The organism is Marinomonas communis (assembly GCF_004363305.1).
Taxonomy (GTDB): Bacteria; Pseudomonadota; Gammaproteobacteria; order Pseudomonadales; family Marinomonadaceae; genus Marinomonas; species Marinomonas communis.
The window spans coordinates 611,237-634,318 of record NZ_SNZA01000001.1 but is presented as its reverse complement, the minus strand read 5'-3'; the positions used below and the strand labels follow the sequence as shown (position 1 = coordinate 634,318).

The following is a 23,082-nucleotide window of genomic DNA, read 5'->3' as shown; positions in this document are numbered from 1 at the left end:
TCTAAAATGGCATCTCCCCCTAAACGTGTAATAACCCAAGATCGCTTACGCAGTGCAGTGCAAAACCTCCTGCTTGAAACAGATTGGAGTGAAATCACGGTTCAGCATGTATCGGCTAATGCTGGCGTCAGCATTGGTACGTTTTACAATTATTACGATAGCAAAGATGAGGCATTGGCAGACGTTCGTCAAAGCCTTTCCTTGGTAATCAAAAAAGATTTAAACAGTCTAATTTCTACACAGACGTCAGTTGAAGCGCGTATTTCGCTGCTGTTGAAATACTTTGTGAACGTGTTAAACACAAAGCCCACTTGGGCGAACTATTTCTACAAAGCTGATAATTTTTCAGAGCGTCTAGAAGGAGGGCTAGCATCATTGCTCGAGCCGCTGGTGCTTGAAAGCATTTTGTCCCAGAAAGGCCATGTGAACGATGCAAAAATGACAGCATCGTTTATTGAAAATGGTTTTTTTCCTTTGCTCAAATCTTGTCATCAACAAGACTCACACTTATCTGAGGAGCAAGCGACTCAGATCGTTATCGTTGCGCTTTCTTCATTGGGGCTTGTTGGTGATACCCTTTTCAGAGCCGCAAGCTTGGTTTGCCCAGTGACACCACTTGCTGCACTGCCACAATCTATATACGAATTGGAAAATAACCAAACTGGATATGCATAATATTACGCTCTACGGTACGTTAGGATGTCATTTATGCGAGGAGGCTGAAGCATGGCTTGCGCACTTTTATCCTCAGTTGTCCTACATGCAGATTGATATAGCGTGTGACGAGCGTTTGGTCGAGCAGTACGGTATAAGAATTCCGGTCCTTGCAGTAGGCTCTATCGAGCTAGACTGGCCATTTAATTTAGAGCAATTCCAAGATGTCATGCTTAATCAGGCACGCATCTTGGAGTCGTCTTCTAGTGCTGGCCAAGTGCAGTCTTCAACAAGGCGTGTCTTAAAGCCCATCAGTTAAGAACAGTTGTCGCGTGTTAGCGGCCGTGATCTCTTTTATCGTTTCTAGATCTGTTTGCTTATGGTGGGCTACCGCCTCAGCAATATAATTTAGATATTTAGGGTGGTTGCGTTTAGGTCGCGGGCGTATTGTTCTGGGTAATAGATATGGCGCGTCTGTTTCAATAAGCAGGCGATCCAACGGCAGATATTGTAATGCTTCAACCAGAGATTGATTTCTTCTTTCATCTAACAGCCAGCCTGTAATGCCAACCATTAAGCCCAAATCTAAGTAGGCTTTTAGTTGTTGTGTATCCCCTGTGAAACAGTGTATGACCCCGCCGTGATCCAAAGGTGTATTTCCGAGGCGCAATGTCAGTTCGTCAAAAGCGTCACGTTCGTGAAGATAAGCAGGGCGTTTGACAATATTTGCTAGCTCAAGCTGAGCTTCAAAGGCAGTAATTTGCTCCGATGGTGAAGAATAGTTTCTGTTGAAATCTAACCCCATTTCGCCAACGGCAATGGCTTTCTTGTGATGTATGAACAGTGATATCAATTCTGCTTGATGCGAATCTGTCCAAGTGGAAGCGTAATGAGGGTGGCAACCTAAGGTGAAATGCATGCTTTGATAGGTCGAGCACAGCTCTGTCAGCTTATGTGCTTCCTCTAAGTTAGAGGCAATGCAGATAATGCCTTCAACGCCCTCTTCAAGGTATTCCTGTTCGAATTTACTCAAATCTTCTAGGTAAGATGCATGATCTAGGTTGACGCCAATGTCAAACATGATATCTCCATGATAAGGTGATTTTAGAGGAGTGTAACAGCGTCTTGTAACGTTACCGAAGTGTTTCTATAGAATGCGTGTAGATTTGTATGAAATTCTTTATAGATCATGACTTAAGGGTTATTACATGCAAAAAATTACTGTTATGTTTGTTAGAATTAACTATCATGATAAATATAGATCTGAGAGTTTGTAACTTACGTTTCGGAGTATGCTATGGCGGGAATGTTAGAAGCGGTTGACCAAAGAACCCAACTTGTTGGTGAAAACCGGCTTGAACTATTGATGTTTCGCCTTGGCGGTATGCAGTTGTTTGCGATCAACGTATTCAAGGTGCAAGAGGTAGTTCAGCTGCCACGTTTGAATTTAATGCCTCATCGCCACCCATCTGTGGCAGGCGTGACTCACTTTCGTGGTCGAACAATCCCTGTTATCGACTTGTCTGAATCGATTGGTTTACGCCCGATTGATAAAGATAAACCATGTAATCTAATCGTGACTGAATACAATAATACGGTTCAAGGGTTTATGGTGGGCGAGGTTGATCGAATCATAAACATGAACTGGAGTGAGATCCTTCCGCCGCCAGACGGCACAGGGCGTCAGCACTATCTTACAGCGATCACTCGTGTGAATGATCGTTTGGTTGAAATTATTGATGTTGAGAAAGTTCTCGCTGAGATATCTCCTTATGACACTAATATCTCAGAAGAAGTGATTGATAATGACTTACTATCATTAGCGAAAGGCTTAGAGGTGTTGGTTGTTGATGATTCCTCTGTTGGTCTGGCGCAATGTAAGTCAACCTTGGATCACTTAAACATCAAAGTGCATTCTGCTACAGACGGTAAGCGTGGACTTGATCTTCTGAAGAAATGGGCTGGAGAGGGTGAGGACGTACCCAATAAGCTGTTAATGATGATTACCGATGCAGAAATGCCTGAAATGGACGGATATCGATTAACGAGAGAGGTCCGTGAAGATCCTCGCTTGAAGGACTTATATATCGTTCTGCATACATCATTGAGTGGTAGCTTTAACAAAGCGATGGTTCAGAAGGTCGGTTGTGATGACTTCTTGTCCAAGTTCCAACCAGATAAACTGGCTACCATCATTCAAGAACGTATCCGCAGTGTTGTTGAAGCTGAGTAATTAGAGAATGATCACCTTGAGCAGCCTCAAGGTGATTTAACCTATGTTGTTATTTTATATTTTTTTAGCCAGCTTTGCTGGTGCGCTAGTCAGCAAGCCACTTCGTATTGATCCTATCCTGATTATTTTGCCTAGCTCGCTGCTATTAAGTGCTGATACATCGAGCTTTTTAAATGTATTCATTAGCCTATTTCCCTGCTTGCTACTGTTTTCGTTGTCTTTGGTTTTTCCGAATAGAAAAGAGCTTGAAGTCGAACGTATCACTCGAATGGCTGCCGGGGTCTCATTAGGTGGTTTTATCGGTGTTCAGTGTTTATTTCTTTTGCCATTTTCGCTAACTAGTTTGATTCTACTTATGGTGGTTGGGGCTGCCTTATCACTGACTTTTAGTCGGTATCGTTGGCTGAATAGTTTATCAATATCGGGGCCGCTGTCTTTATGGTCGGGGCTGATCTTGGGGATAGGTCAAACCATCAGTCTGGGTGTTGGTGGTTGGATATTATCTGGTTTACATCAGCTATCCCCAGTTAATCGTTATGTACTTTGGTGCATGGCTCTGATAGGTGCCCTAATTGGTTTTGTCGCGCTCCCCCCAACCGAGGTCAGCTATGGCATTTCTTGGCCTGTGGTGTTAGCTAATGGCTTAGGGTTGGCGATAGGTGCTTTGGTGTTAAAATATGTTCTTGTTTCAAGGTTTGAATCCAAAGTACTGCAATGGACCGTACTGGCGATGTGCTTCAGCGTATGGGGGCACGTCTTGGTGAAACATTTTATATTACCTAGTTAACGGGAAAAGTATGAGTTTGGATACCCAAAAAATAGGGGTGCTGTTGATGAATCTCGGCACGCCCGAGTCACCAACTCCTGGTGCGGTACGACGTTATTTAAAAGAGTTTCTATCCGATCCAAGGGTTGTGGACGTAAATCCATGGATTTGGAAGCCCATCTTAAATGGTGTCATTCTAAATATTCGTCCCAGGAAAGTAGCCAAAGTCTATCAAGAAGTATGGATGGACGAAGGCTCTCCATTGTTAGTATTGGGACAAAGGTTAGCGCATAAACTTGATCAGGCATTGAATAATGATGGACAGCAACGGTTCGTTGTTTCGATGGCCATGACCTATGGTCAGCCAAGCGTTGAAGCATCAGCGAAGCTTTTCCGTCAACATAACGTCGATAAGATTTTTGTTTTGCCGATGTATCCGCAATTTTCTCGCTCAACGACCGCAGCGGCCTATGATCGACTTATGTCTTCGCTTAAACGCTGCCCGCACTGGCCAGCTTTATCACTGATGCAAGATTACGCTGACCATGAGCAATACATCGATGCCTTAGTGAAAAGTATTCAGGCACAATGGCAAGCACAAGGTGAGCAGCGCCACTTGATGTTCTCTTATCATGGTATACCTAAGCGTTACGTGACTGAAGGAGACCCCTACCAATCACGTTGTGAAGCCACTACAAAAGCGGTTGTAGAGCGACTAGGTTTGCAAGAGTCTGACTATACTCATGCATATCAATCTCGTTTTGGGCGAGAAGAATGGTTAAAACCTTATGCCGATGAAACCATTAAGGGTTTACCCTCAAAGGGTATTACTAAACTGAATATGATCAGTCCAGCTTTCTCAATCGACTGTATTGAAACGCTGGAAGAAATAGATATGCAATTACGTGACGAGTTCACAGACGCAGGTGGTCAAGACTTTGATTACATTCCAGCGCTAAATGATAGCGATGATCATGTTGAACTGTATAAAACTTTGGTGCTTGAAAACACCAAACAATGGATGAAGTAGATTTGCAAAAGCCCATCATTACAACCATAGCCTTTGATGCTGATGACACCTTGTGGCGTAACGAAGACGTTTTTCTCAGTACACAACAGTATTTCGTAGAAATGCTGTCTTCTTATCACTCAAAGGAATACATTTTAGAAAGGCTTAACGAAGTCCAAATCTCAAACCTGTCGAACTTTGGTTATGGGATAAAGGGCTTCACACTTTCTCTTATTGAAACAGCCATTTCATTGACTGAAGGTCGCATTACCGGATATGAAGTGCATGAAATTATCCAGCTGGCGAAGCAGATGTTGGCAGCGCCGGTTCATATGCTACCAGGCATAGAAGATCTATTACGCTCCTTAAAAGGTAAATGCCAATTGATGGTCATTACGAAAGGGGACTTGTTGGATCAAGAGGGGAAGCTGGCTCGCTCTGGCCTGAGTGAGTACTTCGATTGGTATGAGGTGGTGAGCAATAAAAAAGTGGCTAATTACCAAAAGGTCTTTGAGAGTTTGCAGTTAACACCGAGTGAAGTCTTAATGATAGGTAATTCTTTACGCTCGGATGTGTTACCAGTATTAGATGCTGGAGCTCATGCGTTACACGTTCCATATCATACGACTTGGAGTCATGAGCAAGTAACAGACGAAGAGTTGAAGCAATACCCAGATATTCCATCTGTGTCGTCTGCATCGGAAATCGAAAATTGGATAAGAAATCACTTCCAGTTGAGTGGAGAGGTTAGATCATAATGTTAAAAAAACTATTGTTACCTTGCATAGTGTTGGCCCTAACCGTGACGGCGCCAGTGCACGCCAATGAAACGTGGGAAAGCTTCAAGAAATCAGCTAGTGATGTGGCGGAAAAGACTCGTGATGTTGCTGGTGATGTGGCTGACCGTACTCGTGAAGTGGCGGGCGATGCTGTGGATCGTTCGAAAGAAGTCGGTCAAGACATTGCTGATAGTAAGGCTTGGAAAAAAACTAAAGAAGTTGGCAATGCAACGGCTGATGCTGCACGCAGTGGTGTAAATAAGGTTAAGTCTTATATCAACTCACAGAAATGTGCAGAAGAAGATAAGCTTAATTGTACATCGGAGTAGTCACCCTTGAGTCAAGACGAAGGCAACGATAAACCTACTCATGTATCCAGTGCTTGGGAGCAGGAGTTTTTAAGCCAAGATAGCACTGGTTATATCGGTGCGCCGAGTAAGCGTTATCGTTGCCCTAAGTGTCAGCACCCATTAGTTCTAAAGAAAGGTAAGAACGGATCGTTTTGGGGATGTGAGGATTTCCCTCGTTGTGACTACACTGCTAATGATGAAGAAGGGCGCCCTGTAAGGGCGAAAAAATTCTTTTGTCCGCTATGTGGTGGGCAATTACGCAAGAAAACTTACTCTGAAAATGTATTTTGGGGCTGTAGCAATTACCCTGAGTGTAAGGCTACGTTAGACGATGTGAACGGAGAGCCTGCCTCAGCCCGCAAGTATCCATGTCGTGCTTGCGGTCACTATCTGGTTCGTAAGAAAGGGGCAAAAGGGCATTTTTGGGGGTGTATCAAATACCCTGAATGTCGACATACCTTACCTGATGACAATGGTCAGCCAGTACCCAGAAAGCTTCGTGGCTAGCATTCCACAAAAGCGTTTTAAGTTAAGTCTTTTAAAGCGTATTCGATGGTTGGAAATTCGAAGCTGAATGATGCCTCTTCTAATGCTTTGGGGATCACCTTTTGACCTTGTGTTAGCAAACAGCTCATTTCGCCAAATATTCTTTCAAGCAACCAAGAAGGTGTTGTGAATAGCGCTGGTCTATTCAATGCATCTGCGTAAGCTGTGGCAAACTGCCCTTGAGTGATGGTCTGCGGGGCTACTAAATTATAGTGCCCAGAGTACGACTCTTGATCTATGGCTGTCACAAGGAAGCGACACACGTCATGGATATGTATCCACGGAAAGAATTGCTCACCAGTCGCTATCTTACCGCCTAATCCCATCTGGAATGGGAGTTTCATTTTGGCCAGGGCACCGCCATGGCCTAACACCACTCCTAGTCTAAAAATAATTGTTCTAACACCATGATCCTGTAAGTGGGCTGCTTCTTGCTCCCAAGCTGCACACAACTCGTGGGTAAAGCCTCCATTGGGCTCGCTTTCTTCGCTGAATGTCTTGCTGCTATCAAAGCCGTAATAACCTACCGCAGAGGCATTTAAGAGGACTTTTGGTTTAATGGTGAGTTTGTTGAATAGCTCTTTGGTAAAGCTAACTCGACTGTTATAGAGCGTTTCTTTACGTGAAGCACTCCATCGTTGAGCTGCAATGTTCGCTCCAGCAAGATTGATGACGACATCAAAATTCTCTCCAGGTAATTCATCTAAAGTGATCTTTCGCACGTAAGAGGGAATTGAACTTTGATGCTTATGAATAAGCGCAACCGATTCGTAACCGGCAGCCGTCAGTAATGGATAAAGGTTGCTAGCGATAAAACCATTCGCTCCCGTCACTAAAATTCTCATTGCTCACTCCTTAGAAGGATGGTTTTTTAAGTGTACGACATTTTTCGAATGTTAGATCAGCAGGATTTTCGCTCTAGGGCAAATGAAAATCGCTAGTCCCTTCTTTTTAAAAGGGTTAATCGGTAAAATACACTCCTCAACATAAGGTATGAGCATGCAACTAGAGCAATTTGACCACATTATTTTACTAGCACATGGAAGCAGCGATCCCCGTTGGAAGGTGCCATTTGAGCAGTTATTGTCGAGGGTGACTGGTGTCGTGTCTGAAGATAAGGTAACGTTGGCTTACATGGAATTGTGCAAGCCTTCTATCGAAGATGTTTTGCAAATTTTACCAAGTGAGACTGCTCAGATCGCCGTATACCCTTTGTTCTTCGCACAAGGTAGACATTTACGTGTTGATGTACCTGAGCAGCTTGCACAATTAAATACTGAACATCGCACTCTGACACTGCTTGACCCGATTGGGGATGACCCTGAGGTGGTTGCGGCAATGGAGCAGGCTATTCTCTCCAAGCTGACGTCAGAGTGACATATACAGTCAGCTTACTTAAATGAATGGATTGGTTCTGAATGCTATTCACCCATTTGCCCGATGAGATCTTTCAGGCTCTATCGGGCTCCAATAAAGCGCTTATAGAAGCCGTAATATTTGATCTTTCAGATGTGTTTTATGATCACGCGGAAGATCCTATAAAAGAAAAGTCAGCCATCATTGAAGCGATCGAAGATTCGCTCCATAAACTTGATACTCTAGCTTGGCATGATGATCACAAAGATGGGTTTGATTCACCTAAAACGATCCATGAATACGCATTGCGTATCTATCATCGCTTAGTGAATACAGGCTGGCTGATTGAAGAACAAGAGTTGTATCGTGTCAGCGTACTGATGTCACCTCAAGTGTCGATGTTGTTGCGATCACTCGTTGAAATTAGTCGTCATGGTAAGCGTAACTATGGTGCAACAGTACTTAGTATTCTGAGTAACCTTGAATCCGTTGCTAACCACCCACTTGAACGTGGTGTGACCCTCAGCCAAACCGCTGAGGCAGCCCGTGAATTCTCTGCCCATCTGAACCAAATTCTATTAGGCATTCGAAGTCTTCAGCGCGATTTGTTTGCTAAACGCGATCCTAAAGAAATTGTGGCAGGCTTTTTTGATTTATTTGTCGAAGGTATCTTGATCGCCGACTACAAAACTATCAAAACCAGTAATAACCCGTTTCGATTCCGTCGCCAAATTCTAGAGCTAACCCAAGGTTTCCTAGCTGAGCCAAGCTTGATGGGGAACATTGCGCAATGTTATGCAGATCAACAGTTGATCTCTGTGGATCTAGCTCTAGCAGCAGTCGAGAAGGACTGTCGTGATATTATTCAAACATTCAGTACGATTGAGCAGCGTTTAGAGCGTATTGACGAATACCGCTACCGCCTTGAAAAACGTGCCGCCGATACCGCGCGCTACATGGACTCATCTCGTCCTGGCTTGGCAAATAAAGTGGCCGGAATTATTACGGATGTGGCCAAGTTTGATAGCTTACCGGTATTGAAAAATGTGGTCGGCACAAAAATCGTGGGTGTAGAGTCCAGTGCGCAACCAATGAAGCGCCGTGAGCCACCTCCACCGAGGGTTATTACACAGGCAGAAGTTTCTCAGTCGGCCATTGCCTTTAGGGATCGTCAGCGACGCTTCCACGAAGCGCGCCAAGTGAGTGTTACTAAGCTACAAGGCTATTTGGATCGTCAGTTATCAGAAAAAACTGCGATGCATATCTTAGATTTCACGATTGAATCTGTAGAAGATTTTGTTTGTTTTGATCACCTTCGTTACATTGGCTCTTTAGGGATCAATGCAAAGCGAATCGAAAAATCATTTGATGTGATCTTTACCGATCAATTTATAAACGTTCGCGAATTTGTCGAATGTAGAGAGTTTAACGTAGTGCGCAGGAGCAAATCGAATGCTTAGAGAATTAAAACGGGTCGTAGAAGAGTCCGGTAAAGACCCACAAGAATTTCAGCAAACTGCGAACTACTTATTGGCAAACCAATTTGTCAGCGCTTTCAAACATGGTCAACGACGTCATTTTTTGTTAGTTGAAATGTACCAGCAGTATTTTGGCAATCTGTTCGACGCCCTTGGCATGAAGCTTTACGTTAATGAAAATGAGCGTCTTGCTGGGCTTCTGCCAGTTGAGCGTGAAGCATTTGTTCGCTTAAAAACGGATGAAACCCTATTTTTGTTAGTGTTGCGCCAAATCTACGAAGAGAAAGTTGAAAACTTTGAAATCGACAATGGTTTCGTGGCGACAAATAGTGTGGCTATTCTCGAACGTTATGTTCAGTTAGTGAAACGTGAAATCCCGACCGAGACACGTTTCAAAGATATTCTTACGTTGTTCAGCAAACATGGCGTGATTATTCGCGGTAAGGCCTATGAAGAAGATGCCAAAAACCTAATGATCAACATTACACCAGTCGTACGCTTAATTGTAACTGAAGCGTATCTTCGCCAGTTGGAGTCGTTCAATGGTGCGGATCCTGAAGAAGATGAAGTGCTAGACGAACAAGTTGAGCAAAACCCAGAAGAATCGCAAGTGACGCAATAGGAATTAGAATGAAAAAGTTAAATCGAATTGTTCTGGTAAATTGGTACTTGCTGGGTGCTGAAGAAATTAACGTTCGTGGCAATACGGCCATCATCGGTCCGACTGGTTCCGGTAAATCTTCTTTGTTGGACGCTATTCAGACAGTGCTTACTGGTGCGAGTAAGCGTCACTTAAACTACAACGCCAGCGCTAACGACGGTAAAGCATCAGGGCGAAGCATCCGTTCCTATATTCTGGGTATGATTGACTCAGGCCAAGCCAGTGAAAAAGTCAACGGCGTACAAACACGCCAAGATGCTATTTCATACCTTGCACTGGTGTTTGAAGACTCAAACACTGGTAAAGAGTCGACCGTAGGACTTTGTCTGTCTGCATCGCTAGCAAGTCCAGAAGAAGATGTGCTTGGGCGTTTTGTACTGTCGAACTACGGTGTCCGCCGTGAGGATTTCATCGAAACTCTAGGCGAGAAACAATACAAGGCGAAGCCTTGGCCAGAAGTCCGTGAAGCAATGAAAAAGGTCTGCTTGGACCCGTACATTAAGTCAGGTAGCGCTTCTGCAACACAGTACATGAACCGATACTTGGAAGAGTTAAGTCCAAGTTCTGAACAGCTGATCACGTTGGATTCGTTCCTTAAGAACTTCAAGAACGCTCTTAAGTTTGTTCCGATTGCATCACCCACTCGATTTGTTCAAGACTTCGTTTTAGCCGAGCAGCCTTTGCAGGTAGGGGCTTATCAAAAATCATTGAGCGAATATCGTCAGCTTGAAGCTAAGACGCAAGAAGTTGCAAAGCGTATTGATGATCTTAAAGCCATTCAAGTGGAATGTGAGAAGAAGCACCAGCAAGAACAGACGGTCGTGAACTACCAGTGGATTGCGACAGAGGCCCGCTTCGATCAATTGGGTAGCAAGCAAGACGAGATTCAAGATCAATACGAAAACTTCAAAGAGCGTGAAGAAGAGATCGAAGAAGAAATCGTCGCCCAAGCGAACTTACTTAAACAGTTGCAAACGCAGCTGGTTCGACTTGAGCAGCAATATGAGCATTCCGATGTTGGTCTGAAGCTACAGCAGCTTGAACAGAGTAAAAAACTGCTGACGTTGGAAGGTCAACAAGACCGGAAAATGGTTATTCAAGCTCATCAAGTCATGCAATTGCTGGCAGCATTGCAAGCATTTGATGATGTCTTATCCAAAGAAATTAAAGAGCTCATTACCGAAGCGCAATCTTTAGTGGGTTCTATTGATAACGAAGGTAACATTTTAGGCAGTGCGAAAGCGGTAAGTCGCTTACTGGCTAAAATCAATGATGCTTTAGATGAAGGTAAGGGCGCGTTATTCCAACAGCGTACGCAGCTAAACCGTAATATCCTTAATCTAAAAGATGAGTGTCGCCAGCTTGAAGCCGATGTCTCATCTCTAAAAGGTGGCTCAAGTCCTTTATCACCCAATGTGAAACGTCTGATTGATCTATTAGACCAAGCCAACATTAAGGCGACACCGCTTAGTCATTTAGCAGAAGTAACGGATCACAAGTGGCAAGATGCCATTGAAGGTTACTTGGGTAGCCAGCGTGAAGCACTGATCGTGGAGCCAGATGATGCGGAAGAGGCGATTCGTATTTTCCGTGCCCACCGTCGTCAGTTAATGGGCTGTCGCGTGATCGATACTACACAAACGCGCCTATGGTTGAATCGTGGTGATCAAAACTCTGTTTTGCGTTTTATCCGCTGTAATAATGATCATGCTCAAGCGTACTTGAATCGCCGTTTAGGTGGTATCAAACCGGTCGATACTGAGCGTCAACTGCTACGTGAAGACAGTGCTATGACTGCAGATGGCATGTTAAAGCTGTCCGGTACGATTTCGACAATCCGCTTCATGCCTCATATGATGGTGGGTATCAATACCGACGGCATGCGTCAGTCTCGAGAAGCGCAATTGCAACAATTGAGCGGCGAATTGATGGACTACATGAAAACGGACCAACGACTAGAGCAAGCTGACTCTATGTTAGGCCGTGTTATGGCTGCTAATCAATTTGACGCAGAAGCACTGCAGGAAGCCGGTGTTGCAAATACCCGTATTGCCCAAGATCTCGCTGATGTAGAAGCTCAAATTGCAGCATTGCAGCAACGTGATGATACAGATTTGCAAGAGCGTATCGACAGCTTGAAAGAGCGCATTCAATCGATTGAGCTTGAGCGCAAGAAATTAGACCGTGAACGTCAGCAGATCGCTGAGCAATATGGTTCTTTGAACACACAGAAGAACCAACTCGCTGAAGCGCTATCAGCGTTGGATGAAGAGCGTACACGCATTACCTCTAGTCCATTGTTTAATGCTGAGTATGCTAGTGAGCGTTATGACCTGCTTGAATCCAGCATGGTGAACGGTGCTGCGATTTACAAAGAGGCCATGAGTCGTTCTGAGAAGGCGACTGAAAAAGTTAAAATGTTTGATCAGAAAGTTCGTAAAGAGGTGGCTGATCACTATGCTAAATATCACAACAGTAGTTTGGATGATGATATTCAGCTTGATTACCTCGAATCGAAGTTTGAAGAATTCGAGCATTATGTGACTTATCAGATCGACGTACTAAGTGAAACTGAATTGGCGAAATATGCTAAGCGAGCAGAACTTGCGCGTCGTGAAGCGGAAGAAACCTTCCGTAGTGACTATGTGTCGAAATTGAAGGACTCTTTGGATCAGGTGGCCTTGATCATCAAAGAGTTGAATAACAGCTTGAAACGACGTCCGTTTAACCAAGAGGTGTATCAGTTCCGCTTCTACCCGAACGGCGACATGAAAGATATCTTGGATTTGGTGGCGAAATTCAGTGCCCATGACCAAGCCAATGTGGGTGGACTGTTTGATCCTGAACAAACGGGTGATCCAGAGCATGCGAAAGCGATCGCTGTTATTCAAGAGCTGATCAGCGATGAAGAGAAGCAGAAAGATCTTGCCGACTACCGTAAGTTTTATAACTTCGAAGTCGATATCTTAGATTTAGATGGCCAGAAGAAAACAACATTGTCCCAGCGTATACAGACGGGTTCTGGTGGTGAGCACCAAATTCCGTTCTACTTGGCGATTGCAGCGGCACTGTCTACTACATATCGTCTCCATGAAACCATGGATGGTGACATTGTAGGTGGTTTCTCGTTGGCGATGTTTGATGAAGCCTTCAACAAGATTGATATGGCGAAAACATCCACTTGTATGGGCTTTATGCGTGATATCGGTCTACAAGTGATTGCAGCGGCGCCGGATGATAAGCGTGCGGTGATGGCAGCCAATATGGATACTATTATCAGCGTGTGGCGTGAAGGCGGAGCGGTATCGATTGATGTTGCTTACCCACAACAGCGCGGTAAAGCCTTGCTAAGTGGGGACCATGAGTTGGATAATGAAAACAGCGCAGACCAGACAACGGTTGCAGCAGAGTAAACGCAGCGCGTGGAGTTAGTATGAGCGTAGAAAACGAAATCAGTGAAACCATTCAGCGAGCGTTTAATGTTCATCACATTGAGCTAGAAAACGAAAGCTACAAGCATAATGTCCCTGAAGGAAGTGAATCACATTTCAAGCTGACTTTAGTAAGTAATGTGTTTGTAGGGAAGCGTGCGGTTCAGCGCCATCAGTTGGTTTATGGCGCTTTAACTGATCAAATGAAGAAAATTCATGCATTAGCGCTACACTTATATACAGATGAAGAGTGGGAAGCTCGCCGCTATGAATCCCCACAGTCACCAAACTGTATGGGAGGCGGCCACTAAGCAGTCAGGCTAAGGTCTTAATATATGAGTATCACAGTCACCGAACAAAAAGTGAAAGGTATTGTCGAAATCTCGGTTGTGGGCAGTTTCGATTTTTCATTATTCAATGAGTTTCGATCCGCCTATGAAAGTTACGTTGGCAGCCAATATGAAGTTTTTGTCATCAACATCGAGAGTGTTGAATACTTAGACAGTGCCGCACTTGGCATGTTGTTAAGCATGAAGGCGGCGTTGGGTGAAAATGTTGAAGTGAAAATCGATGGTGCGAATGGGTTTATTCGCAACATTTTGATGATTTCACGTTTTGATAAGAGATTCACGATTACTTAAGATCTTATCTGTTATCGACTTCCTAAAAAGCAAACAATCGTGTTTGCTTTTTTTATGCCTGCTAAGCTTTATTTTGGTGCGTTCATCTATGATGCGGTGCTTATGCTAAAGCGCTTTGGTAAGAAAAAGCTGTTTTTTATCTATTGAATTGGAGATTTTCAAGACAATTTAACCTTAAAGGTTCATTTATTGTTTGTGATGCTTTATGATGCACGCTCAAAAAAATGATGGACTCCTTTACATGGCTATGAGCTCGACCCCAACGCTTTTTCAGCGTTACATGAATGGCAGCCTTGTGTTGCAAATTATTGTTGGCATTGTCTGTGGTGTTATTTTGGCTTCAATTTCACCCAGTGCCGGACAGTCCGCTGGGATATTAGGCGGTTTTTTTGTTAAGGCATTGAAGGGCATTGCGCCTGTGCTGGTTTTCTTACTTGTTGTTGCTTCCATTGCAAATCATAAGAAAAATCAGCAAACACATATCAAACCAGTCTTAGTGCTTTATATCCTTGGAACACTGATCGCCGCAGTAACAGCGGTTATGTTCAGCTTTGCTTTTCCCAGTGAATTAAATCTGATCGCAACGGATTTAAGTCGTGCCGCACCAAGAGGTATTGGCGAGGTATTGCATACACTTGTGTTTAATATGGTTGATAATCCGGTTAACGCACTAGTGAACGGTAATTACATTGGTATATTGACTTGGGCAATCGTAATCGGGATTGGTTTACGACAGGCCACAGACACAACAAAAGCGTTGTTGCAGAATTTGGCCGATGGCATTACGACAGTAGTAGGCTTTGTTATTCGTCTAGCGCCTTTTGGTGTCTTTGGTTTGGTTGCTAATACCATTGCCACAACAGGGTTTGAGGCATTGTTTAGTTACTCTCATCTTTTGGCAGTGTTGGTTGGTGCTATGTTATTCATTGCATTAGTGACTAACCCGCTATTAGTCTTCCTAGCGACCCGTCAGAACCCGTACCCACTTGTTTTTCAATGTTTGAAATCCAGTGGTATCACTGCATTTTTTACTCGAAGCTCAGCGGCGAATATTCCTGTTAACATGGCGCTTTGTGAAAAGCTTGGTTTAGATGAAGACACATACTCTGTATCGATTCCACTTGGCGCGACGGTCAATATGGCTGGAGCAGCAATCACTATTACAGTATTAACCCTAGCAGCGGTGAATACTTTAGGCATTCCTGTTGATATGGGGACTGCTATTCTTCTTAGCATCATTGCTGCAGTGTCTGCTGGAGGTAGCTCTGGTGTGGCGGGTGGTTCTTTATTGCTGATTCCTTTGGCGTGTAGTCTTTTCAATATCCCTAACGATATCGCCATGCAAGTGGTAGCGGTCGGATTTATTATTGGTGTTTTACAAGATTCTGCCGAAACAGCTTTAAACAGCTCAACAGATGTTTTATTCACGGCTGCAGCTTGTCGTCGCGTATAACATTTATCTGAGCCACTAGATTCTTGAAAGCGAGCGTTAGCTCGCTTTTTTGATGTTATCAATCATTAATGCATGGATATCATGCAGCCTACCTTAGTTTCAGGCCTTATCATGATGACTAATTGATCCACATAATGGGTCTGTATCGAGGCTGGTCATTATGCTATTTTGTGACCAATTCTCATTAACCCATTGTCATGGTCGACTGTTCGTTTGCGCCATGATTTGCTTTATGGATCAAGCGTCGCATGCGCAAAAATGATATTTACTTTACCCCATATTCAGGCCCAGCAGGTGGTTGGGGGGCATTAAAAAGCACTACTAAGCACTTATTGAAAAGTCGAAATGCCGCCAGAAATATTTTTACTCTCCTTAAAACAAATCAGCCGACAGGTTTTGATTGTCCCGGTTGCGCATGGGGAGAAAAGCACGATCCCGCCAAAATACGGTTTTGTGAGAACGGGGCGAAGGCTGTAAATTGGGAAGCAACTTCTCGTAAAGTAGGAGCAGATTTTTTTGCTCAGCATTCCGTAAGCTGGTTAAAAGAGCAAAGTGACTATTTCTTAGAATATCAAGGACGATTGGCAGAGCCTGTGCGCTATAACTCGGATTCAGATAAATATGAACCGATTACTTGGACTGATGCGTTTGCATTGATTGCCAAACACCTCAAGGCGTTGCCTTCGCCGCATCAAGGCGCGTTTTATACCTCTGGCCGTGCGAGCAATGAAGCAGCGTTCCTATATCAATTATTTGTTCGAGCTTTCGGCACGAATAACTTCCCTGATTGTTCGAACATGTGTCATGAAGCCAGTGGTTATGCGTTAACCAGTAGTATTGGCGCGGGTAAAGGGACGGTCACGATTGATGACTTTGAAGAAGCGGATTGTGTGTTTGTATTCGGGCAAAACCCTGGTACAAACCACCCACGTATGCTTGATACCCTTCGTGACTGTGTCGAAAATGGTGCTCAGGTATTAACGTTTAATACCTTAAAAGAACGTGGGTTAGAACGATTCCAGCACCCGCAGAACCCAGTGGAAATGCTGACGAATTCTTCTAAACCGCTCAATACCGCCTATTTTACACCGAAACTGGGTGGTGATATGGCGGTGATTCGGGGCATGGCTAAACATTTGCTTGAACGCGAAGATGCTGGCGAAAGTCTATTAGACTGGGCGTTCTTAAAAGAGCATACGCAAGGCTATGAAGCCTACCTTGAGCGCGTGCGCGAAACACCATGGTCTAAGATTCTGGAGCAATCAGGCCTTAGCCGTGATGACATTGAATATGCAGCGAATCAGTATGCCAATGCAGAGCGAACCATTTGCACTTGGGCAATGGGGGTGACTCAGCATTATCACTCCGTTCCTACCATCCATGAAATCATCAACTTCTTAAGTTTGCGTGGCAATATCGGCAAGCCTGGGGCTGGGGCATGTCCTGTTCGTGGTCATAGTAATGTTCAGGGTGATCGCACCATGGGGATTAATGAAAAGCCGAGCCAAGCATTACTTGATAGCCTTGAGAAGCGCTTTGGCTTTAAGCCGCCTCAAGAACACGGCTACGCGGTGGTTGATACCATTCGGGCGATGAAGGAAGGGAAGGTTAAAGCCTTTATTGCCTTGGGAGGTAACTTTGCTGCAGCAACGCCTGATACGCAAGCGACAGCTGAAGCGCTTCAACAATGTGATTTAACTGTTCAGATCAGTACCAAACTAAACCGATCACATTTAATTACGGGTAAAGACGCCCTGATTTTGCCTTGTTTAGGGCGAACTGACATCGACCTTCAGCGTAGTGGTGAGCAAGTCGTCACCGTGGAGGACTCGTTTAGCATGGTGCATGCATCGGGTGGTGTTATGGAGCCTCTGTCCTCTGAAATGCGTTCAGAACCATGGATCATCGCAAGTATGGCTCAGGCGACACTAGGGGAGTTTCCAATAGACTGGATGGCGACCGTTGAAGACTACGGCCATATCCGAAATATGATTGCTGATGTTTTCCCTACTTTTACGGGATTCAATGAAAAGATCAAGCAAGCTGGAGGCTTTTACTTAGGTAGTCACCCACGTGAGCGTATATGGGACACTCCAACCGGAACAGCCGTCATGCACTCACATGATCTACCCATCAGTATTTTGCCTCTTAATGCGAGCAAGATGATGAGTGATCAATCTTTAGTGCTACAGACCTTACGCTCTCATGATCAATACAATACGACTGTTTACGGTATGAATGATCGTTACCGGGGGATCAAAAACGAGCGACAAGTGTTGTTTATCAACCCATCTGACATTGAACGTTTAGGGTTCGAAGCAGGACAGAAAGTAGACCTATTTTCTTTGTGGGATGACAAAGTCGAGCGTACCGCAAAAGGCTTTAAACTCGTGCCTTACGATATTCCAGAAGGAAATATCGCTGCTTACTACCCAGAAACCAATCCGCTAGTACCTTTAGATAGCATCGGTGAATTCAGTGATACCCCGACTTCAAAAAGTATTGGTGTTGACCTAAAACAGCATGTGGAAGACGGAAAACGAATTCTTTAGCAGCTAGTCTGTTATCATAAATAAATCTGAGTAAGGATGCTCCTTCCAACAATTTCAGGTCGCGGAACGGAGTCCGCTCATACGGCACGACAGCGTTCAGGGAGGTGAGGCTCTCATCGCGGGGTACAACCTGCTCGTGCGAAAGAGCATTTCCCTCGCAAAGCGAGGTCGTACAAAGCCGAATCAAAAAAGGCGAATCCGTGGATTCGCCTTTTTGGTGTCTAAACTAATCTGTGATCAGTCTTGGTAGCTTTCTACTGGTAGACACTCACAGAACAAGTTACGGTCACCGTAAACGTTGTCGATACGGCCTACTGGTGGCCAGTATTTACGTGCTGCAATCCATGGTAGTGGGTAAGCCGCTTCTTCACGAGTGTAAGCATGCGCCCAGTCACCGTTTAGTAAAGACGCTGCTGTGTGCGGTGCGTTTACAAGTGGGTTGTCTTCTAGAGGCCATTCGCCAGCTTGAACTTTCGCGATTTCGTTGCGGATCTGGATCATCGCGTCACAGAAACGGTCAAGTTCTTCGCGGCTTTCAGACTCTGTAGGCTCGATCATAAGTGTGCCAGCAACAGGGAATGACATAGTTGGCGCGTGGAAACCGAAATCCATTAGACGCTTAGCAATGTCTTCTTCAGAAATGCCAGACTCTGCTTTGATCGGACGAATGTCGATAATACATTCGTGCGCTACGGTGCCGTTTTTACCAGTGTAAAGAACAGGGTAGTGATCACCTAAACGTTTCGCGATGTAGTTCGCATTAAGGATCGCGTGGAATGTAGCATCACGTAGACCACGGTCGCCCATCATCTTAATGTACATCCAAGTGATGACTAGAATGCTTGCCGAACCGTAAGGTGCTGCCGATACGGCACCGTGTTGAGTTTCGTTCTGAACAACAGGTGATACTGCGTGGCCTGGTAGGAATGGCGCTAGGTGTGATTTAACACCGATAGGACCCATACCTGGACCGCCACCACCGTGTGGGATACAGAATGTTTTGTGTAGGTTCAAGTGCGATACGTCACCACCGAAGCTACCTGGAGGTGCGATACCTACCAATGCGTTCAAGTTTGCGCCGTCGATGTAAACCTGACCGCCGTTGTCATGCACGATGTCACATACTTCGCGGATTTGTTCTTCGAACACACCGTGAGTAGATGGGTAAGTCGCCATGATACAGCTTAGGTTTGCAGCGTGTTTCTCAGCTTTTTCTTTGAGATCAGCAATGTCGATGTTGCCGTTCTCGTCACATTTAACGATAACAACTTTCATGCCGGCAAGGGCTGCAGACGCTGGGTTAGTGCCGTGTGCAGAGCTTGGGATTAGACAGATGTCACGCTGATCGTCGCCACGAGATTTGTGGTATTTGTCGATCGCGATTAGACCTGCGTATTCACCTTGCGCACCTGAGTTAGGCTGCATAGAGATAGTGTCGTAGCCAGTCGCTTTAGACAGCATGGCGATCAAGTCGTTGATCAATGCTTGGTAACCAGATACTTGGCCTTTTGGTGCGAATGGGTGGATGCGACCAAACTCTTCCCATGTTACAGGGATCATTTCTGATGCAGAGTTAAGTTTCATCGTACATGAGCCTAGTGGGATCATGCTTTGGTTTAGCGCGATGTCTTTAACTTCTAACTGACGCATGTAACGCATTAGTTCAGTTTCGCTGTGGTGCGAGTTGAATACTGGGTGCGTTAGGATGTCATCAGTACGTAGCATACTTTCTTCGATACCAAAGCCAACTTCTGCGTCTAGCATTTCGTCGGTCAGTTCTACACCGAAGCTGCTTGCCAGGTTGTATAGGTCTTCGATGGTGCTGGTTTCGCTGAATGATAGCGACAGCTCAGTGCTGCTTGCGCGGTAAAGGTTGATGTTCTTCTCAGCTGCGCTCTTAAGAATTGCATCTGTCTTATCAAGCGTCTTAACAACCAATGTATCGAAGTAAGTGCCGTTGTAAGAGTAAGTGCCTTTAAGCGCTTTTGCGAAGATGTTTGTGAAGCCCGCTACACGTGACGCGATTTGTTTTAGGCCTTTAGGGCCGTGATATACCGCGTAGAAGCCCGCCATCATCGCGAGTAGTGCTTGAGCAGTACAAATGTTTGATGTCGCTTTTTCACGACGGATGTGCTGCTCGCGTGTTTGCATCGCCATACGCAGTGCCGGCTTATCGTGGCTATCTTTAGATACACCGATAACACGGCCAGGCATAGAGCGCTTGAATTTGTCTTTTGTTGCAAGGAAGGCAGCGTGTGGACCGCCGAATCCCATTGGTACACCGAAACGCTGTGCACTACCAACAACGATGTCAGCGCCCATGTCTGCAGGGGATTTCAATAGCACGAGAGACAGCAGGTCTACCGCTGTGGTGACTAGTGCTTTTTGCTCGTGTGCTTGAGCAATAACATCGCTTAGATCGTTTACAGAACCATCGATGCCTGGGTATTGAACGATGACGCCAAATACATCGTAGTTACCAAGGTTGGCAATGTCGTCAACGATGACTTCAAACTCAAGTAGTTCTGCTCGTGTTTTTACAACGTCGATGGTTTGAGGTAGTACATTGTCTGCGACAAACACCGCGTTAACTTTCTTCTTACTTGAGCGCTGCATTAGCGTCATGGCTTCTGCAGCGGCAGTCGCTTCATCCAGTAGTGAAGCGTTAGAAATTTCCATGCCAGTTAGATCAATGATCACCTGTTGGAAGTTCAACAACGCTTCCAAGCGGCCTTGTGAAATCTCTGGCTGGTAAGGTGTGTACGCTGTGTACCAACCTGGGTTTTCTAGTAGGTTACGAAGGATGGGCGTTGGTACGAATGTGTCGTGGTAGCCCATACCGATGTAACTGCGGGCAACGTTGTTGCGACCTGCAATTTCTTTTAGTTGCGACAGTGCTTCGTTCTCACTGACAGGTTGTTTAGACATATCAAGATTGGCCAAACGGATCGCGTTTGGAATGGTGTTCTCAATCAATAGGTCTAAGGAGTCGAAGCCTAGAGTGTTTAGCATCGATTGTTGCTCGTTTGCATCAGGGCCGATGTGGCGAGCGATGAATTCGTCTTTGCCTAGCAAATCGCGGATACACGATGTCATGGAAAGTCACCTATAAAAGAAATTGCAAGATAAATGGGGAGAAGCACCCCTCTAGGAGAGGGGTGTGGTATCGATTACTCGATAGAGCTAGCGTACGCGTCCGCGTCCATTAGCTTGTCTAGTTCACTTACGTCGCTAAGTTTGATTTTAGCGATCCAAGCGTCCTCGAAAGGTGATTCGTTAACAAGCTCTGGAGAGTCATCCAATGCTTCGTTAACTTCAACAACTTCACCAGATACAGGGGCATAGATATCTGATGCAGCTTTAACAGACTCTACCAAAGAAAACTGCTCTGAAGCTGTGGTTTCTGCACCGACTTCAGGTAGTTCTAGGTAAACAACATCACCTAGTAATTCTTGTGCGTGGTCAGTGATACCAACAGTAACAGTACCGTCACCGTTATCTAAAACCCACTCGTGAGAGTCTGCGTATTTCAAATTCGATGGAATGTTGCTCATGGCGATCTATCCTTTATTATAAATAGCCCGAGATCGAGTCTCGGGCTGTGCGCAAATTAGCGGTAAAGAGGGAAGCGTTTGCAAAGCTCTTGTACTTCTGCCTTTACGCGAGCTTCTACTTCTGGATTACCTTCTGGCATTGCAACTAGGCCGTCTAGTACGTCACTGATTAGGTGACCAACTTTACGGAATTCTTCTTCACCGAAGCCACGAGAAGTTGCAGCAGGAGTACCTAGACGGATACCTGAAGTAACCATTGGTTTTTCAGTGTCGAATGGAATGCCGTTTTTGTTACAAGTGATACCGGCGCGCTCAAGTGCTGCATCAGCTGCATTACCTTTTAGTCCTTTTGGACGAAGGTCAACAAGCATTAGGTGAGTGTCAGTACCACCGGTAACGATGTCACAGCCACGCTCAACCATTACTTCTGCTAGCGCTTTAGCGTTCGCAACAACTTGCTTGATGTAGTCAGTGAACTCTGGTTTTAGTGCTTCACCGAATGCAACCGCTTTACCAGCGATAACGTGCATTAGTGGGCCACCTTGGTAGCCAGGGAATACAGCAGAGTTGATCTTCTTACCTAGTTCAAGGTCGTTAGAAAGAATCATACCGCCACGTGGGCCACGTAGAGTCTTGTGAGTTGTTGTTGTAACAACGTGTGCGTGCTCAAGAGGCGATGGGTGAACGCCTGTAGCAACTAGGCCAGCAATGTGTGCCATGTCAACGAATAGGTAAGCGCCTACTTTGTCAGCGATCTCACGGAAACGTTTGAAGTCGATTTGACGTGGGATAGCAGAACCACCCGCGATGATCATTTTCGGCTTACACTCAAGAGCTTGTGCTTCAATCGCATCGTAGTCCATCAACAATGTTTCTGGGTTTACATCGTATTGAACAGCGTTGAACCATTTGCCTGATTGCGCTGGTGCAGCACCGTGAGTTAAGTGACCACCTGAAGAAAGTGTCATACCCATTACAGTGTCACCTGGTTGAAGCAATGCAAGCATTACTGCACCGTTTGCTTGAGCACCAGAGTGAGGCTGAACGTTAACAAATTCACAGTTAAACAGTTTCTTAGCACGATCAATAGCAAGTTGCTCAGTTACGTCTACAGCTTCACAGCCACCGTAGTAACGACGGTTTGGGTAGCCTTCCGCGTACTTGTTAGTCAAAACAGAGCCTTGAGCTTCTAGTACAGCTTTAGAAACGATGTTTTCAGATGCGATAAGCTCGATACCAGTTTCTTGGCGCTCTTGCTCTTCTACAAGCGTTGCGAATAACTCAGCATCGCGGTCTTTAAGCGCTTGGCTGAAAAAGGCTTCAGTGTTAGCCATTTTGAGATCCTCTTAATTGAAATTCATGTCGATGACATTCTGAGACGATACTTATTCTATCATTTATGTCGGAAAATGAATTGAAAAAAGATCATCTCTCCTTTCGTACTAATCATCTGCATTGCTATGAGATGGATGCATCATAAACAAAAAGTTTCCGATTGGAAACATGTGTTCAAAAACAAAATCGCATGAATTCATAAATATGTCGCAAATAGAAAAATTGACCATGTGTTTAGTTTTCTGCACTCTACATACGTGGCAACTGCTAATGCTGGATTTTAG

At 44.9% G+C, this 23,082-nt stretch carries 21 protein-coding genes; 16 read left to right on the top strand and 5 right to left on the bottom strand.

Annotation, left to right across the window (positions count from 1 at the left end):
- Positions 1-6 precede the first annotated feature (6 nt).
- Positions 7-675, top strand: coding sequence for a TetR/AcrR family transcriptional regulator (locus tag C8D85_RS03000; protein ID WP_133559875.1), 669 nt, complete (start codon positions 7-9; stop codon positions 673-675).
- Positions 668-973, top strand: coding sequence for a glutaredoxin family protein (locus C8D85_RS02995; protein ID WP_133559874.1), 306 nt, complete (start codon positions 668-670; stop codon positions 971-973). Before C8D85_RS03000 ends, C8D85_RS02995 begins: the two co-directional genes overlap by 8 nt.
- Here the strand turns inward: C8D85_RS02995 and C8D85_RS02990 are convergent.
- Positions 956-1,735, bottom strand: coding sequence for a TatD family hydrolase (locus C8D85_RS02990; RefSeq protein WP_133559873.1), 780 nt, complete (start codon positions 1,733-1,735; stop codon positions 956-958). The genes C8D85_RS02995 and C8D85_RS02990 overlap by 18 nt on opposite strands.
- A 216-nt stretch (positions 1,736-1,951) precedes the next feature.
- On the opposite strand from C8D85_RS02990, the gene C8D85_RS02985 reads away from it, so the two are divergent.
- The 6 genes from C8D85_RS02985 to C8D85_RS02960 are packed head-to-tail and all read left to right on the top strand — an operon-like array spanning position 1,952 to position 6,298.
- A complete protein-coding gene (locus C8D85_RS02985) occupies positions 1,952-2,887 on the top strand; it encodes a chemotaxis protein CheV (RefSeq protein ID WP_133559872.1) in 936 nt (311 codons plus the stop codon).
- 43 nt (positions 2,888-2,930) lie between these two features.
- Positions 2,931-3,674, top strand: coding sequence for a hypothetical protein (locus tag C8D85_RS02980; RefSeq protein ID WP_133559871.1), 744 nt, complete (start codon positions 2,931-2,933; stop codon positions 3,672-3,674).
- Between the two features lie 10 nt (positions 3,675-3,684).
- A complete protein-coding gene (hemH, locus tag C8D85_RS02975) occupies positions 3,685-4,683 on the top strand; it encodes a ferrochelatase (RefSeq protein ID WP_133559870.1) in 999 nt (332 codons plus the stop codon).
- A complete protein-coding gene (locus tag C8D85_RS02970) occupies positions 4,671-5,420 on the top strand; it encodes an HAD family hydrolase (protein ID WP_133559869.1) in 750 nt (249 codons plus the stop codon). The genes hemH and C8D85_RS02970 overlap by 13 nt, the downstream gene beginning before the upstream one ends.
- Positions 5,420-5,770 (top strand): hypothetical protein, encoded by a 351-nt coding sequence (locus C8D85_RS02965; RefSeq protein WP_133559868.1) that lies wholly within the window; start codon positions 5,420-5,422, stop codon positions 5,768-5,770. Before C8D85_RS02970 ends, C8D85_RS02965 begins: the two co-directional genes overlap by 1 nt.
- A 6-nt stretch (positions 5,771-5,776) precedes the next feature.
- Positions 5,777-6,298, top strand: a complete 522-nt coding sequence (locus C8D85_RS02960; protein ID WP_133559867.1) for a DNA topoisomerase family protein — start codon at positions 5,777-5,779, stop codon at positions 6,296-6,298.
- Between the two features lie 17 nt (positions 6,299-6,315).
- Here the strand turns inward: C8D85_RS02960 and C8D85_RS02955 are convergent, their stop codons facing one another.
- Positions 6,316-7,182 carry a TIGR01777 family oxidoreductase gene (locus C8D85_RS02955; RefSeq protein ID WP_133559866.1) on the bottom strand — a complete coding sequence of 289 codons (867 nt, stop codon included), beginning with the start codon at positions 7,180-7,182 and terminating at the stop codon, positions 6,316-6,318.
- A gap of 154 nt (positions 7,183-7,336) precedes the next feature.
- Here C8D85_RS02955 and C8D85_RS02950 point away from each other — a divergent pair, with 154 nt between their 5' ends.
- The 8 genes from C8D85_RS02950 (at position 7,337) to C8D85_RS02915 (ending at position 17,909) form a co-directional block, all read left to right on the top strand.
- Positions 7,337-7,714 (top strand): sirohydrochlorin chelatase, encoded by a 378-nt coding sequence (locus C8D85_RS02950; protein ID WP_133559865.1) that lies wholly within the window; start codon positions 7,337-7,339, stop codon positions 7,712-7,714.
- Positions 7,715-7,755: 41 nt separating this feature from the next.
- Entirely contained in the window at positions 7,756-9,153 is a 1,398-nt protein-coding gene (locus C8D85_RS02945) for a Wadjet anti-phage system protein JetA family protein (RefSeq protein WP_133559864.1), read from the top strand.
- The gene (locus tag C8D85_RS02940; RefSeq protein ID WP_133559863.1) at positions 9,146-9,793 is read left to right on the top strand and encodes a DUF4194 domain-containing protein; all 648 of its coding nucleotides are present in this window, start codon (positions 9,146-9,148) and stop codon (positions 9,791-9,793) included. The genes C8D85_RS02945 and C8D85_RS02940 overlap by 8 nt, the downstream gene beginning before the upstream one ends.
- Before the next feature lie 8 nt (positions 9,794-9,801).
- On the top strand, positions 9,802-13,245 hold the full coding sequence (locus C8D85_RS02935) for an SbcC/MukB-like Walker B domain-containing protein (protein ID WP_133559862.1): 3,444 nt from the start codon (positions 9,802-9,804) through the stop codon (positions 13,243-13,245).
- A gap of 20 nt (positions 13,246-13,265) precedes the next feature.
- Positions 13,266-13,574, top strand: a complete 309-nt coding sequence (locus C8D85_RS02930; protein WP_133559861.1) for a BolA family protein — start codon at positions 13,266-13,268, stop codon at positions 13,572-13,574.
- A 24-nt stretch (positions 13,575-13,598) separates the two neighbouring features.
- Positions 13,599-13,904: an STAS domain-containing protein gene (locus tag C8D85_RS02925; protein WP_133559860.1), complete on the top strand. Its 306-nt coding sequence runs from the start codon at positions 13,599-13,601 to the stop codon at positions 13,902-13,904.
- Positions 13,905-14,151: 247 nt separating this feature from the next.
- Positions 14,152-15,357, top strand: a complete 1,206-nt coding sequence (gene sstT, locus C8D85_RS02920; RefSeq protein WP_211342141.1) for a serine/threonine transporter SstT — start codon at positions 14,152-14,154, stop codon at positions 15,355-15,357.
- Between the two features lie 248 nt (positions 15,358-15,605).
- Positions 15,606-17,909, top strand: coding sequence for an FdhF/YdeP family oxidoreductase (locus C8D85_RS02915; protein WP_133559858.1), 2,304 nt, complete (start codon positions 15,606-15,608; stop codon positions 17,907-17,909).
- A gap of 237 nt (positions 17,910-18,146) precedes the next feature.
- On the opposite strand, the gene gcvP is transcribed toward C8D85_RS02915, so the two are convergent.
- From gcvP to glyA, 3 genes are all read right to left on the bottom strand, one after another.
- The gene (gene gcvP, locus C8D85_RS02910) at positions 18,147-21,005 is read right to left on the bottom strand and encodes an aminomethyl-transferring glycine dehydrogenase (protein ID WP_133559857.1); all 2,859 of its coding nucleotides are present in this window, start codon (positions 21,003-21,005) and stop codon (positions 18,147-18,149) included.
- A 74-nt stretch (positions 21,006-21,079) separates the two neighbouring features.
- Positions 21,080-21,463, bottom strand: a complete 384-nt coding sequence (gene gcvH / locus C8D85_RS02905) for a glycine cleavage system protein GcvH (protein ID WP_133559856.1) — start codon at positions 21,461-21,463, stop codon at positions 21,080-21,082.
- 56 nt (positions 21,464-21,519) lie between these two features.
- A complete protein-coding gene (glyA, locus tag C8D85_RS02900) occupies positions 21,520-22,797 on the bottom strand; it encodes a serine hydroxymethyltransferase (RefSeq protein ID WP_133559855.1) in 1,278 nt (425 codons plus the stop codon).
- Positions 22,798-23,082 lie beyond the last annotated feature (285 nt).